Source organism: Mycolicibacterium sphagni, from assembly GCF_002250655.1.
Classification (GTDB): Bacteria; Actinomycetota; Actinomycetes; order Mycobacteriales; family Mycobacteriaceae; genus Mycobacterium; species Mycobacterium sphagni.
This window is the reverse complement of record NZ_NOZR01000004.1, coordinates 54356-69133: the sequence shown is the minus strand read 5'-3', so window position 1 is coordinate 69133 and position 14778 is coordinate 54356. Positions and strand designations below refer to the sequence as shown.

Genomic DNA, 14778 nt, shown 5'->3' with positions numbered 1-14778 from the left:
CTCATTTCCCTTTTGTCACAACGAAGTTCGACCATTCCGGGTTGCGTACCGCATTCCAGTACACCGGCAGTCGCCACGGGCTGACGGTGTGGATCTCGCCGTCGGGATTCTTGAAGTACGAATGCTTGATCGACGGATGCGCCCACACCATTGTGGCGATCTCGGCCTGATGCCGGCGGTGCCACTCCTCGGTGGCGTCCACGGTCGGCTCAATTGCGTTCCAGCCGTTGCTGATTACTTCGGCCAGGCAGTCGTTGATGTAGCGCATCTGCAGCTCGGAGTTGAAGATCAGGCTGCCACCGTGCGCCAGGTGGTTGCCCGGGCCGTAGATCATGAAGAAGTTCGGGAACCCCGGCACCGTGATGCCCAGATACCCTGCGGGGCGCTCGCCCCATGCGGTGCGCAGGTCCACGCCGTCGCGGCCGGTGATCGTCATCGGATAAAGCACCTCGGTGGCGCGGAATCCGGTGGCGTACACGATGACATCCACCTCGTGGCTCACTCCGTCGGCGGTGACCACGCCGTGTGGGGTGATGCGTTCGATCGGGGTGCGCACCAGCTCGACGTCGCCGCGGCGCAGTGTCGTCAGCCAGGTTCCGTTGTCCTGCAAGGTGCGTTTACCGGTCGCCGGATAGTCGGGCAGCACCTTGCTCAGCAGATCGTGGTCGTCGCCGACCTGGGTGGTGATCCAGTCGGTGAACATCAGCCGCGCGATCGCGTTGATCTCGCTGACCGCATAGTTCGGGTCGTCAGGGTGTGAGTAGTCCGGATCCGAGCGGGCCGCCTCCAGGCCCTTGTCCGCCCCGGGCCACATCACCAGGAATCGATACCAACGGTTGTAGTACGGAAGGTGATTCATCGCCCAGCGGACACCGTCATCGACGCTGTCGTGGTACATCGGGTTGGGGAACATCCACTGCGCCGTGCGCTGGAAGACTGTCAGATGCTCCACCCGGTCGGCGATCGCCGGTGCGATCTGGAAACCGCTGGCCCCCGCGCCGATCAGCGCCACCCGCTTGCCGGTCAGGTCGACGGAGTGATCCCAGGCCGCGGAATGGAAGGCCGGTCCCTCGAAGGTCTCGGCACCCTCGAAGTCGGGCAGCTGCGGCCGGTTCAGCTGACCCACCGCGGTGACGACGGCCTTGGCCTGGATGGTGGATTCGGTTCCGTCCTTGCCGCGCACGACCACCAGCCAGATGCCGTCGTCGTCATTCCATTGCGCCGAAACCACTTCGGTCTGCCAGCGGACGTCCGCGTCGAGTTCATGTCGGGCCAGCACGGTTTCGAAGTAGGCGCGCAGTTCGGGCTGCTCGGCGAAATAGTGCGACCAGTCGTTACTGGGTTCGAAGCTGTAGCAGTAGAAGTGGTTGGCAACGTCGACTCGGGCACCGGGATAGCTGTTCTCCCACCATGTTCCGCCCGGGCCGGCGTTCTTCTCGATGATGGTGAACGGGATGTTGGCCTGTTTCAGGCGGATTCCGGCGAGCAGACCCGATTCCCCGCACCCGATCACCACGACCGGGAAGTCGGCGGCGGCCGCGGGGTCGAGGGCGGCCGGACGGCGCGGGTCGACATCCTCGAGGTCCATCTCCTCCAGAACCATCGGGCGGTACTCGTCGTCGACGTGCTCGCAGGCGGCCCAGTCGAGCATCTCGGCGATCAGTTCGGGACTCAGTGGCACCGGCCCCGGGCAGCCCCGGTCGCGGTAGTCGGCGATGACGGGCAGCGCCACGGCGCGGGCCCTGGCCTTGTCCTCCTCGGACATGAAGCCCTGAACCTCGTTGAGGAAGACACCAGCCTGCTGGAAGTCGCGGATGAACCGCGGATCGCCGGTGATGTGGACCAGCGACAGCAACAGAGTCGGGATGCTGACCTGCTCCAATGCGGCAGCGATCTCGTCGTCGGAGGACGTGAATGGTTGCCCCGCATAGGGATTGGTCGACATTGCCCGTGTCCTCTCACCGATCGGCAATTACGCTACGCGTAGTTCCGTAATAGCCGCCATCACGATACTGTCGGCACCGTCGCGGATCAAGGTCCTGTCCTAACGGGATCCCGGGTTGCCATACTGGGCAGCGTGGCGACCACTGACATCAATCCCGAACTGCGCAAAGCCGCGCGGTTCACCCCCCGCAAGCTGATCACCCCGTTGACGCTGCCTGTCATCCGGCGGCTGACCGCGTTCCAGCGAGCCAGAACAGACAACGTCGACGTGCTGACGCTGGAGTCGGGGATCGGGATCCGTCTGTACCGGCCCGCCGGAGCGGCCACCACGACCCCGGCCCTGCTGTGGATCCATGGCGGCGGCTACCTGATCGGCTCGGCCGCCCAGGATGACCTGCTATGCCGCAAGTTCGTCAAGGAACTGGGCATCACGGTGGCCTCCGTCGACTACCGCCTCGCCCCCGAGAATCCGTACCCCGCGCCGGTGGAGGACTGCTACACCGCGCTGCAGTGGCTGGCCAGGCTGCCCGGCGTCGACGCCGACCGGATCGCGATCGGCGGAGCAAGCGCCGGCGGTGGCCTCTGCGCCGCGCTGGCATTCCTGAGCCGTGACCGCGACGGCGTGAAACCCGTCTTTCAGGTCCTGGTCTATCCGATGATCGACGACCGCAGCGTGGGCAGCCATCTCTACAACCCGGGGCACCGGCTGTGGAATGCCGCCAGTAACCAGTTCGGCTGGAAGGCCTATCTGGGCGACGCCGATCCGCAGGTGGCGGTGCCCGCCCGGCGTACTGATCTCGCCGGGCTGCCGCCCGCCTGGCTCGGCGTCGGCACGCTGGATTTGTTCCACGACGAAGACCTCGCCTACGCCGAGCGGCTGAACGCGGCGGGCGTGCCGTGCCATGTGCACGTGGTACCCGGCGCGTTCCACGGTTTCGACGGGATCGTGGCCGATGCCGATATTTCCAAGGCGTTCTTCTACAGCCAGTGCGACAGCCTGCGCCAAAGCTTCGGAGACTGAGTGTCCGCGGCGCTGACCACCGAGCAGCGGGACCTGGCCGAGGCGGTCGCCGACCTGATGGCCAAGCGCTCCCCCGAGGCCGAGGTGCGCCGTCTGATGGCCACCGACACCGGGTACGACCCCGCGGTCTGGGCCGAGCTCGCGGCGATGGGTCTGCTCGGCCTGGCGATCCCCGAGGCGTTCGGCGGATCGGGTGCAGGTGCGGCCGAGGTGGGCGTGGTGATGGAGGCCATGGGCCGGGCGCTGCTGTGCGCGCCGTACTTGTCGACCGCGGTTCTGACCACGCAGCTGCTGCTGGCCCTCGGCGATGCCAAGGAACAGGCCGATGTGCTGCCGCGCATCGCCGCGGGCGAGTTTCTCGCGACGGTGGCGTTCGCCGAGCCGGGGTCGGCGCGGCCGCCTCGTACGGCCGGCACCGTGGCGCGCGCGGCCGGTTTCGAGTGGCAGTTGTCGGGCACCAAGACCTACGTGCTGGACGCGACCGTCGCTGGGCGTTTCTATGTGCTGGCCGGGAACGCGGTCTTCGCCGTCGAACCCGACGCGCCAGGCCTGGAGATCAGCGCGTTGTCGACAGTCGACCAGACCCGCAAACTCGGCCGGCTCGTATTGCGGAACACCCCCGGCCGGCCGGTGGGCGACTTGAAAGCCGGGGCCGATGCAGTGGATCGTGCGCTGGACGCCGCATCCGTGGCTCTGCTGGGCGAGCAGGCCGGCGGCGCGATGCACGCAATGCGGATGGCAGCCGACTACGCCAAGAACCGGTTCCAGTTCGGCCGGGCGATCGGGAGCTTTCAGGCAGTCAAGCACATGTGTGCCGACATGCTGCTGGACGCCGAATCGTCGGTGTCGGCGGCTCGCCATGTCGCCGCTGCGTTCGACGCCGATGACACCTCGTGGACGTTGGATCTAGCTGCGGCACAGTCATATTGCTCTGAGGCCTTCGTCACGATCGCGGCCAACAACATCCAGGTGCACGGCGGCATCGGCTTCACCTGGGAGCACCCCGCGCACCTGTATCTGCGGCGGGCCAGAGCCGACGCCGAGTTGTTGGGCGACCCGGCCTGGCATCGAGAACGCTACGTGCGACTGCGGGAGGCTCAGCCGTGACCGACGACGAGGTGCGCGACGAGGTCCGGCAGTGGCTGACCGAGAACTGGGACGCCGGACTCGACCGCGGGCACTGGGCGCAGCTGGTGTTCGACGCCGGCTGGGCCGTGCCGAGCTGGGAACCGCATTGGTGGGGACGCGGGCTCACCGATCCGCAATCACGAATCGTGGCAGCAGAATTCGGCGTGGTCGGCGCGCCGGGCACGGGGCACGACCGGGCCAACCTGTTCGCCTGCACGCTGCACGATCTGGGTACCGACGAGCAGAAGCACCGGCTGATCCCGACGTCGATCCGTGGTGAGAGCAAGTGGTGCCTGCTGTACTCCGAGCCCGGCGCGGGATCGGATCTGGCCGGGTTGCGCACCCGCGCCGAGCGCGACGGCGACGAGTGGGTGATCGACGGCCAGAAGGTGTGGACGTCATTCGCCAAGACCGCCGATTACGGCCTGCTGGTGGCCAGGACCGACTGGGATGTGCCCAAGCACAACGGAATCAGCTTCTTCATGTTCCCGATGCGCCAGCCCGGCGTCGAGGTTCGCCCGATTCACCAGATCACGGGCGAGTCGGAATTCAACGAAGTCTTCATCTCGGGCGCCAGGGTGCCTCATGCGAACCTGGTCGGCGAGCCGGGTGGCGGCTGGGCGGTGCTGCAGGTGGCGCTGTCCTACGAGCGGCGGTTGATGGGCGACCTGGCCCGCACGTCCCGCTCGGCCCGCAAGCCGCAGTCCGACTCCGACAGTCTGGTCGAGATGGCCCGTCGCGCAGGCAGACTCGACGATTCGTTCATCCGGCAGGAGATCGCCCGCGTCGACGCCTACGCGGCGGTGAATCGGTGGAACACCCAGCGGGCCAAGGCCACCACCGATCGGGCCGAGGCCGCCACCTTGCTGGCGCTGGGCAAGATTGCCATGTCGCGGATCCTGCACGAGACGGCGAAGGTGCAGACCGAGATCGCCGGCCCGGAAACAATGTTGAGCGGCCCGGACAATCCGGTCGGTGACGCGGTGACGTTCCGTACGCTCAACGCCTACTTCACCTCCATCGGCGGCGGCACCGATCAGATCCAGCGCAATATCGTCGGCGAACGGGTCCTGGGGCTACCGAAAGAGCCGGAGCCGTACCGGAGTACGCCGTTCCGGGAGTTGCCGACCAGTTCTTGAGATGCCGCATTCATCCCCAGTCTCGGGTTCATCCCCAGGTTGGGTTTCGAGGTCTCGTTGTGTCGGTGGGTCGGCATAGTATTCGAACATGCTTTCGATTGAGGTGGGTGAGGCGTTGGATGCGATCGACGCCGCCCGGACCACCTTGGCGAAGCTGGATTTGACCGCGCTCACGGTGATGGAGTTGTTGGAGATCGCGGCCCGCTGCGAGAAGGACGCCCGCCACGATGACGTGATCCGCCACGACCTGAGCCACGAGTTGCATCAGCGCGACGTCAGCGAACTCGGCGGAGCGGCGCATAGGGTGCTCGCAGATTGGCTGCGCATCACCCCCGCCGAAGCCAAACGCCGGGCCCGGGTCACCGAGCCCCTGGCGCCGCGGATGAGCCTGACCGGGGAGCCGATGGCGCCGCATCAGCCGGGCACCGCGGCCGCCTGGCGTGACGGCGGGCTGGATCGTGAGCACGTGCGGGTGATCCAACGCTTTTTGGCCGAGTTGCCCTTCGATGTGCCGGTGCCGGTGCGGGAGAAGGCTGAAGGCGTCCTCGCTGAACACGCCCTGTTGCTACGGCCCGACCAGCTGGGACGGTTGGCGAATCGGTTGGCGTTGCATATCAATCCCGATGGCGAGTTCTCTGACCAAGATCGGGCCCGTAAACGCAGCTTTGTGTTGGGTCGTCAGCAGTCTGACGGGATGTCAGAGGCTCGATGGTGGCTCACCCCGGAATGCCGCGCCTATCTGGAGCCGTTGTTGGCCAAATACGGGGCCCCGGGCATGTGCAACCCGGCCGATCAAACCGCCATCACCGACGGCGACCCAGCCCCTGCTCAAGTCGAGACCGACACCCGCACAGTGGGGCAACGCCATAACGACGCGCTGATGGCCGTGTTGCGTGCCACGCTGGGTAATCCGAAACTCGGCCAGCACAAAGGACTTCCGGTCACGGTGATCGTGTCCACCACGTTGCAGGAACTGCAAGACAAGGTCGGGAACGGCGTGACCGGTGGCGGCACCGTGGTGCCCATCACCGACGTCATCCGCATGGCCCGGCACAGTTACCACTACCTCACCCTGTTCGACGGGGTCACCGGCCGAACGCTGTGGCTGGGACGCACCAAACGGATCGCCTCAGCTGATCAACGAATTGTGTTGCACGCCAAAGACCGAGGCTGCACCGCACCGGGCTGTAGCGTTCCCGGCTATAACGCGCAGGTGCATCACGCAGCCAAAGACTGGTCCGATGGCGGTTCCACCAACATCGACGACCTCGGTTTCGCCTGTCCACCCGACAACCAACTCGTCGAAACCGGCGGCTGGCGCACCCGGAAACTCTCCAACGGCGACACCGAATGGATCCCACCACCGCACCTGCCGCTCCTCGGCGGTACCAACACCTACCACCACCCTGAGCGACTCCTCCCCAAGGACGACGAAAAGGACTAGTTGTTGAGGTGCAGGTGGCCGGCAACGATGGTGGCAGTCACCAAATCCGCGTCGAGCGAGTCGAGGACCTCGGCCGGCGCGGCGCTCAGCACGCATAGGTCCCCGGGCTGCCCGGGATCGATTGTCCGGGCCACGTCAGGACGCTCGGGGTGTCCGGTGAACATTGTCAGAGCTGTTGTTGCCGAGATGCATTCGCTCTCGTTGAGAACCGAACCGCTTGCGGCGGTGCGGCGCACTGCGGCCCGCATGGCTGCCCAAGGATCGGCGCCGCCGAACGGAAGATCTGTCGACAGTGCGACCCGCACGCCGGCCCGCAGCAGTGATGCCAACCGCCACAGCGCAGGTTGATCGGCGGGGTCGACGTCGGCCAGGTACTGGTCTCCGCGTTCGGCAATGAAGTTGGGCTGGGTCACCACCAGTACGCCGATGTCGGCCAGTTCGGCGATCGAATCGTCGGGCACCACCGCGGCGTGCTCGATCCGGTCGCCGGGCCGGGTGCCCGCTGCCCGAAGCGCGGCCAGGGTGACGATCAGTTGACTGGCCGTCACGCAGTGCAGGGCAACGGCTCCACCCTCGCTGTGGCGCCGGGTGATCCAATCGGTCAGCTCGTCAAGATCGAGCGAATCGTCGTGCAGGATCCGCTTTCCCGGCGCCAGCCAGTGCACCCGCTGGTGCAGACCGCCGTGCCGGTGTTCCTCTGTCAGCGTGACGATCTCGTCGGCGCCAAGACCGGGCGTGGCGTCGGTGACACCCGTGACGCCATACCCGAGAAGTCGTTGACTGACCGCGGCCAGAGAGATGTCGCGCCGTGCGACCGCATCCGACCAGGTTTCGTAACTGCGCAACCTGCCGTCGGGGTGGGTGGGCAAGCCGACGGCAGCCAGACCCGCCGAGTTCAGGAACCACATCACACCGCTGCGGTGCTGAACGCGCACCGGCACCGCGTCTTTCAGGTCGTCGAGTGTGGCGCGGTCCAGTGGTCCTGCCGCGGATTCGTGGTAGCCGACCGCGCGGATCCAACCGTCGATGCCGACCGGCGCCGCGGCCAGTACGTCGGCAAGGTCGGCGCGGCTGCGTACCGTCGTGGGCCCGACATGAACGGAATCCAGTGCGGCCGCGGCCGCCCGCAGATGCACGTGGTGATCGTGCAAGCCCGGTATGACGGTGCCGCCCGCGGCGTCGAATACTGTCTCGGCACGCCGCGGGGCAAGCGATGCGGCGACCTCGTCGATGTGGTCCGTCAACCGGATGTCGACGGTTCGACCGTCCAGCAACTGAGCCCGACGGATCAGCACGGCACCGAATTCCTCTGCGCGACAATGGCGTCCACCGCATCATTGTCGGCGCCGAGTGCGGCCGCGGTCGGGGCCGGCGGGGGCGGCATGGGTGGCGCGGCTGTTGTGGGTGACGAGGACGGCTCAGTGGGCAGCAGCGCATAGCTCGCGGCGACCCGCGCCATCGACACGTCGATCGTCTCGCCGCCGCCTGCGCGCAGCGAATGGGCCACGGCCAGTGCCGATTCCAATCCGGTGAGCGGATCGGCGATGGCGTCGCCGCAGAAGACGGGGCCGCTGCTGCTGGTGCCCACAAGCCCACCGGCTACCGCGGCGTCGTCACCGAAGGCAACGCGCGGTGAGTCCGGCCCGTGCCCGCTGATCCGCAGCCACACCCTGCCCTCGGGGCCGGGAATCGTTTCGGGGCTCAATCCGCGCCGCGCCAGCACCCCGGGGCGCACACCCTCGATGACGACGTCGGCGGCCATCAGCAATGCCCGCAGCCGCGGGTCGTCCCGGTCGAAATCGAGGGAATAGGAGAGCTTTCCGTGGTTGATCCGGTCGTAGAAAGCCTGACTGCCGGCCCTCGTTCCGTCCGGGCGGGTCGGGCTCTCGACCTTGACGACGGTGGCACCGCCGGTCGCCAGGATCTGGCTGCACAGCGGTCCGGCCCACATCGACGACAGGTCGGCCACCAGCAGACCCGCCGCCGTTCGGGGTGCGCCCCGCCGCTCGGAGGGCCGGACGAGGGGTGACTGGGCCGTCGCCTCGCCGAGGCGGGCACCGGGCAGGCCCAGCAGTGCGGCCCGGTCGACGACATCGTCACCGCTTCGCTGGGCAGCCCAGTCCGCGATCGATGGCCAGGGGTCGTCGGGCACGGAGTTGGTTTCGACCAGGGCGGCGACGGCCGCGATGTCATCGGGGCGCGAGAGAGTCAGGGCGCACCAGCCGTCCCGCGTCGGCATCAGCCGGGTGGCGCCGCCGGCGGAGATCCGGCCTCGCCGCTGCAGACCGAGCTGAGCGGCCCGGCCGGTCAATGTGGTGACGGCATCGACCTGCACGCCCAGAAGAGTGGCGAGGTCGGTAGCGACGGTCTCGGCACGGGCGAGCACGGCCGCGCGCGAGTGGTCAGGCGGACCGTCGGACAGCCCGGTCAACCAGGCCAGGCCGCTGCCCGCCCAGTCGCCACCGTCGCTGTGCACGTGTCCATTATCCTCTGCGTATCCTCTGCGCCCACATCAACGTTCCGCCGCGGAAATGCGAGTGCAAACCGACAAGTGCCGATCTCGTCGCAGGCGTCAGAAGTGTAGAGCGCGGAACCGCCAGTCCAGGACCTGACGATCGTCGCCCTCGTCGGCCACCGCATAGACCAGGGAGCGCAAGGTGAGCACCCCACCGCGCTCGCCAGGCAGTGGATCGGCCGCGTCGATGTGCAGCTCGCTGTAGACGGTGTCGCCCTCGTGTACCGGACCGGTGTGGTCGCAGGACTGCCAGCCCAGCACTGTCGCCAGGTTCGGCAGTAACCGGCCGGCCTGAGCCAGCGCCAACCCGATAGTGTGCCCGCCGTACACCAGCCGCTGCCCACCGACCCGTGAATCATGATGGGTAGCAGCGATATTCAGCGAAAGCCGGGCCAGCTCCGGTGCTGAACTGACGACATCGCCGGTGCTGTGCAGAACCGAACCGGCCATATCCGGGTAGAAGTGCGGACCGGGGACCCGTTCACGGAAGGCCACCGCGTTCCAGTCGACGGTCGGGTCCGGGGCGAGCGCAAGGTCGGTGCCGATCGATGACAGGTCGTCGGCGTGACCGGTGTCTTGGGCAGCCGGGCTCAGCGGCAGCATCGCGCAGCGGTAGAAGTCCAGCACCAGCCGGCCGACCTGATCGATGGTGGTCATCCGCAGTGCGGCCAGCCCCGTCGCGGCGCGACCGGGCTTCGCGGCGTTCTGGCGCAGCCCCACCACTTCGGTGCGCGTGAACAGGGTGTCCCCGATTTCCGGGTACCGGTAGAACGTCAGGCCGCGGTAGAACAGGTTGGCCTTGACCCGCTGCGTCACCAGCGTGCTCTGGCCGATCGCGACGTCGCACACCAGCGCGGGGTGGGCCAGGGCAGCCGTGCTGCCCACGACAGCGTGCGCCAGCTCCGCGTCCAGCGACAGCCGCAGCCGATCACCCAGGATTGCCTGATGGCTGGCGGCAGCGCCGCCGGTCAATGTCATCGACGGCGCCCAGTCGAAGACCTGGCCGACCACCAGATCATCGAAATAGGGCCCGCCTGCCTCGCCCCCACCAATATGGCCGTACAAAGTCACAGTCGCTCATACTGGCGGTTCTTCCGGGTCCGTGTCAATATGGCCGTACATTTCCCGATCTTGGAGCGACCTGGTGAGCATTGCACTCAACGATGAAGAAACGCTGCTGGTGGAGACGGTGCGGGCCTTCGTCGACCGCGACGTGAAGCCGACGATCCGCGAGGTCGAACACGCCAATACCTATCCCGAAGCGTGGATCGAGCAGATGAAGCGCATCGGCATCTACGGGCTCGCGATCAGCGAGCAGTACGGCGGCTCTCCGGTGTCGATGCCTTGCTACGTCGAGGTCACCCAAGAGCTGGCCCGCGGCTGGATGAGTCTGGCCGGAGCGATGGGCGGACACACCGTGGTGGCCAAACTGCTGGAGATCTTCGGCACCGAGGAACAGAAGCGGCGCTACCTCCCCGCAATGGCCACCGGCGAACTGCGCGCGACGATGGCTTTGACCGAACCCGGCGGCGGCTCAGATCTGCAGAACATGTTCACCGTCGCCCGCCGCGACGGCGACGACCTGGTGATCACCGGGTCCAAAACCTGGATCAGCAACGCCCGCAAGTCTGGTCTGATCGCCCTGCTGTGTAAGACCGACCCGCAGGCCACCCCGCGGCACAAAGGCATCTCGGTGGTGCTCGTCGAGTCCCCGACCGCCGGGCTGACGATCTCGCGGGATCTGCCCAAGCTCGGCTACAAAGGCGTCGAATCCTGCGAGCTCGCGTTCGACGACTGCCGGCTGCCGGCCACCGCGATCCTGGGCGGAGAGCCCGGCCGGGGATTCAGCCAGATGATGAAAGGTCTTGAGACCGGTCGCATTCAGGTGGCTTCCCGCGCGTTGGGCGTCGCGACGGCGGCACTGGAGGACGCGCTGGCCTACGCGCAGGACCGGGAGAGCTTCGGCCAGCCGATCTGGAAGCATCAGTCCATCGGGAACTATCTGGCCGACATGGCGACCAAGCTCACCGCAGCCCGCCAGCTCACCCGCTACGCTGCCGAACGCTACGACAGCGGCGACCGATGCGATATGGAGGCGGGCATGGCCAAGCTGTTCGCCTCGGAGGTGGCTATGGAGATCGCGCTCAACGCGGTGCGCATCCACGGCGGCTACGGCTACTCCACCGAATACGACGTCGAACGCTACTTCCGCGACGCTCCGCTGATGATCGTCGGTGAAGGCACCAACGAGATCCAGCGCAATGTCATCGCCGCGCAGCTGGTGGCCCGAGGAGGCATTTGATGCCGACATCTGCTTTGCGGGGCATCTAGCCGAACATGAAACCCGAGCCCGCGTATCAGGTTCTGCGGCAACGGCTTCGCGACGAGATCGCCGCCGGGGCGTATCCCGAGGGTATCCGCTTGCCGACAGAGTCCGAGCTGGTGGCCGAACACGGGCTGTCCCGGCAGACGGTGCGCCGGGCGTTTCAGGATCTGGTGGCCGAGGGCGTGGTTCATCGCGTGCCGGGACGCGGGACGTACGCGAATCGGGGTTATTTACGGCAGCTCGGGTCGATCGAAGACCTGATGAGCCTGTCCGAGGACACCACAATGGAAGTTCTGCAAGGACTTTCGCGTCGCGTCGACGTGACCGTGGCCAGCCGCCTGCGGCTGGAACACGACGTCGTCTACACCGTGGTGTTCCGTCGGCTGCACGACCGGCGGGCAGGAGCGCAGCGACCCGGGGAGAACTTCGGCGTTCCGTTCGTGGTGACCACCGTGCACCTGCCCGAGTCGGTCGCCCGGCTGGTGTTCGAGTCCCCGGAGCTGGCCGACGGCGCCGTCGGCACCAATACCGTGATCGGCGTTCTCGAGCCTCACCTGGATCAGCCCATCGCCGAAGCGGCGCAGTCGATTACCGTTGCACCCGCCGACGACCTGGTGGCCGGTGCGCTGGGCTGCGATACCGGGCATCCGATGCTGCGGGTGGATCGCCTCTATTCCGATACCACCGGCACGCCGGTCGAGCTGTCGGTGAGTCACTTCCTGCCCGAGCAGTACACCTATCGGGTGACGCTGCGCCGCTCGAGCTAGCGGATCTCGTCGACCAGGCCCCATTCCAGCGCGGTGGCCGGGCCGATCGTCCGCCCGGACAGCACCAAATAAGCGGTGCGCCAACGTCCGATGCGCCGGGTGATGCTCAACGTGCCGCCGGCGCCGGGAATGAGGCCGAGCATGAGTTCGGGCAGTCCGAGCACGGCGTCAGGCTGACAGCTGACCCAACCGCAGAACGATGCCATCTCCAGCCCACTGCCGAGCGCGCGGCCGTGAATCTCGGCGCGGCAGGCGCGGCCCAGCCGACGCGTCACCTCGTCAAGCGCGAGCGCCGGACTGTGCCGTGTGCGTGCCAAATGCGCGGCAGCCGGATCGGCGAACGTACCGAACTCGCCGAGATCCCCTCCGCTGCAGAAGGATGCGCCGTTGCCGCCGAGCACCACCTCGGTGACGGTGTCGTCGAGCAGCGCGACGGTCAGCGCCTCCAGCAGCAGCGCCCGGGCGTCAGTGCTGAAGGCGTTGTGCCGCGACGGCCGGTTGAAGAGGATCTGCAGCGTGCCGCCGTCGCGCTCGGCCAGCACCGGATCCGCGATGTCGGGCAGAGTCGCCGGGCCACGCTCGGCCAGCCAGCGGGCGAATTCCGGGCCGGCCTGCAGAGTCGAGTAGGCCAATGACTCGGTGATGATCGCGGGCAGCGCGGGTCCGCTGACGTCGACCGACCGCAGCACGTCGTCACAGACCGCGCTGGCGTGCGGCCAGCGCCCGCAGCGGTCGGTCAGCTCGGCCACCGTGTCACTGACCGACTCCACGGTGATGAACCGCCGGTCCTCATGCTCGACATCGGTCAGCGCGAATGTTGCGGTGTCTAGCCAGAATTCGGCTTCGGGGCTGGCCGAATCTCCGATCGCCACCACAACACCTGGCGGCCCGGACACCCCGATCGGGGGCGGGTCGTACAGGTCCACCACCAGCATCAGCGGAGCATCCCGCTAGCCCGTCGGTGCAGGTGCCGAGTACTTGACGATCAGTTCCTGCTTGTACAGCTTGCCGGTGTCAGTGCGGGGCAGCTCCTTCTCGAACGAGATGGACCGCGGACACTTATAGTGCGACAACCGATCTCGCAACCAGGCCAACAGCTCCTCGGCGAATTCATCCGACGCTTCGGCCGGGTCGACCAGCTGGACCACACCTTTGACGCTCTGGCCCATCTCGTCGTCCGGCACGCCGAACACCGCGGCATCCATCACCCTGGGATGGGTGACGAGCACGTTCTCGGCTTCCTGCGGATAGATGTTCACCCCGCCGGAGATGATCATGTGGTGCCGGCGGTCGGTGAGGTAAAGGTAGCCGTCCTCGTCCAGGTAACCGATGTCACCGACCGTCTTCCAACCATGACTGTCGCGCGACTTCGCCGTCTTCTCAGCGTCATTGAGGTACTCGAAGTCGAAGCCGCCCTCGAAGTAGATCTCCCCCGCCTGCCCGGCGGGCAGTTCGTTGCCGTCCTCATCGAGGATGTGCAGGGCGCCCATCATCGGCTTGCCGACCGAACCGGGATGGGTGAGCCAATCCTCGGCGAAGATCAACGTCGAGCCGATCGCCTCGGAGGACGCGTAGTACTCGTCGACGATCGGGCCCCACCAGTCGATCATCTGCTTCTTGATCTCGACCGGACAGGGCGCGGCGGCGTGCATGATCCGCTTCAGGCTCGACAGGTCGTACGAATTACGCACGTCTGGAGGCAGTTTCAGCATCCGGGTGAACATCACCGGGACGAACTGACCGTGGGTGACCTTGTGGCTCTGAATCGCGTCGAGGCAGCCCTGGGCATCGAACTTCTCCAGCACGACTGTGGTGATACCCGCCGAAAGCGTCTGCATCGACCACACCGACGGCGCTGTGTGGTAGAGCGGCGCAGGACTGATGTAAACGGCGTCCGGCGTCATCCAGAACCCGATGAGCCCCGCCATCATGCCCGGCACCTCGGGGGGAGGCAGATGCGACAACTCGCGTTTGATTCCCTTGGGCCGCCCCGTCGTCCCCGACGAATACTGCAGCAGGTCACCCTCGATCTCGTCATCGATAGGCGTAACCGGCTGATCCGCAACACATTCCGGGTAACTCAGCCAGCCGTCGAGTTCACCGTCTGTGATCAGCAGCAACGGCGGCAGCTTCGGCAGCTCCTCGGCGAGCCCGGCGAGGGTCTCCTTCAGGGCGCCGGAGCCGACGACCGCCTTCGCCTCGCTGTTGTCGATGATGTAAGCAGCCTCGGCCGCGGTCAGGTGGGTGTTGATCGGCACGTAGTACAGGCCGCTGCGCCGTGCCGCCCACATCACCGTGTGGAAGTGCTCGTTGTTCTCGATGAGGATCGCGACGGCGTCGCCCTCTCGCAGCCCGGCCTGCCGGAACAGATGGGCCAGCTGGTTCGCTCGCGCCTCCATCTGGCCGAAGGTGACGGTGGTTCCGGAGGGATACAGGATGATGGCCGGCTTGTCGGGAGTGGCCTCGGCATGCTCGCGGATCTGCATGGATGCAC

Annotated in this window: 12 protein-coding genes; 6 read left to right on the top strand and 6 right to left on the bottom strand. The window is 66.8% G+C overall.

Going from position 1 to position 14778, the window contains the following annotated elements; genetic code table 11:
* Position 1: 1 nt before the first annotated feature.
* Positions 2 to 1945, bottom strand: coding sequence for a flavin-containing monooxygenase (locus CG716_RS06130; protein ID WP_094477501.1), 1944 nt, complete (start codon positions 1943 to 1945; stop codon positions 2 to 4).
* Positions 1946 to 2077: 132 nt separating this feature from the next.
* Between CG716_RS06130 and CG716_RS06125 the strand changes: the two genes are divergently transcribed.
* The 4 genes from CG716_RS06125 (at position 2078) to CG716_RS06110 (ending at position 6676) form a co-directional block, all read left to right on the top strand.
* Entirely contained in the window at positions 2078 to 2965 is an 888-nt protein-coding gene (locus CG716_RS06125; protein ID WP_094477500.1) for an alpha/beta hydrolase, read from the top strand.
* On the top strand, positions 2966 to 4072 hold the full coding sequence (locus tag CG716_RS06120) for an acyl-CoA dehydrogenase family protein (RefSeq protein ID WP_234817724.1): 1107 nt from the start codon (positions 2966 to 2968) through the stop codon (positions 4070 to 4072).
* The gene (locus CG716_RS06115) at positions 4069 to 5232 is read left to right on the top strand and encodes an acyl-CoA dehydrogenase family protein (RefSeq protein WP_094477498.1); all 1164 of its coding nucleotides are present in this window, start codon (positions 4069 to 4071) and stop codon (positions 5230 to 5232) included. The genes CG716_RS06120 and CG716_RS06115 overlap by 4 nt, the downstream gene beginning before the upstream one ends.
* A gap of 88 nt (positions 5233 to 5320) precedes the next feature.
* Positions 5321 to 6676, top strand: coding sequence for an HNH endonuclease signature motif containing protein (locus CG716_RS06110; protein WP_094477496.1), 1356 nt, complete (start codon positions 5321 to 5323; stop codon positions 6674 to 6676).
* Here the strand turns inward: CG716_RS06110 and CG716_RS06105 are convergent.
* The 3 genes from CG716_RS06105 to CG716_RS06095 all read right to left on the bottom strand — a co-directional run bounded on the left by CG716_RS06105 (position 6673) and on the right by CG716_RS06095 (position 10262).
* Entirely contained in the window at positions 6673 to 7971 is a 1299-nt protein-coding gene (locus CG716_RS06105) for an amidohydrolase family protein (RefSeq protein WP_094477494.1), read from the bottom strand. The two genes, CG716_RS06110 and CG716_RS06105, sit on opposite strands and share 4 nt — an antisense overlap.
* Positions 7965 to 9152: a CoA transferase gene (locus CG716_RS06100; protein WP_094477492.1), complete on the bottom strand. Its 1188-nt coding sequence runs from the start codon at positions 9150 to 9152 to the stop codon at positions 7965 to 7967. Before CG716_RS06100 ends, CG716_RS06105 begins: the two co-directional genes overlap by 7 nt.
* Before the next feature lie 96 nt (positions 9153 to 9248).
* A complete protein-coding gene (locus tag CG716_RS06095) occupies positions 9249 to 10262 on the bottom strand; it encodes a MaoC family dehydratase (protein WP_094477490.1) in 1014 nt (337 codons plus the stop codon).
* Positions 10263 to 10335: 73 nt separating this feature from the next.
* Here CG716_RS06095 and CG716_RS06090 point away from each other — a divergent pair, with 73 nt between their 5' ends.
* Positions 10336 to 11493, top strand: coding sequence for an acyl-CoA dehydrogenase family protein (locus tag CG716_RS06090; RefSeq protein ID WP_094477488.1), 1158 nt, complete (start codon positions 10336 to 10338; stop codon positions 11491 to 11493).
* Positions 11494 to 11528: 35 nt separating this feature from the next.
* Positions 11529 to 12284 (top strand): GntR family transcriptional regulator, encoded by a 756-nt coding sequence (locus CG716_RS06085; RefSeq protein ID WP_094477486.1) that lies wholly within the window; start codon positions 11529 to 11531, stop codon positions 12282 to 12284.
* Here the strand turns inward: CG716_RS06085 and CG716_RS06080 are convergent.
* The gene (locus tag CG716_RS06080; protein WP_094477484.1) at positions 12281 to 13222 is read right to left on the bottom strand and encodes an enoyl-CoA hydratase/isomerase family protein; all 942 of its coding nucleotides are present in this window, start codon (positions 13220 to 13222) and stop codon (positions 12281 to 12283) included. The genes CG716_RS06085 and CG716_RS06080 overlap by 4 nt on opposite strands.
* Before the next feature lie 12 nt (positions 13223 to 13234).
* Positions 13235 to 14770 (bottom strand): fatty-acid--CoA ligase FadD4, encoded by a 1536-nt coding sequence (gene fadD4 / locus CG716_RS06075; RefSeq protein ID WP_094477482.1) that lies wholly within the window; start codon positions 14768 to 14770, stop codon positions 13235 to 13237.
* Positions 14771 to 14778: the final 8 nt, after the last annotated feature.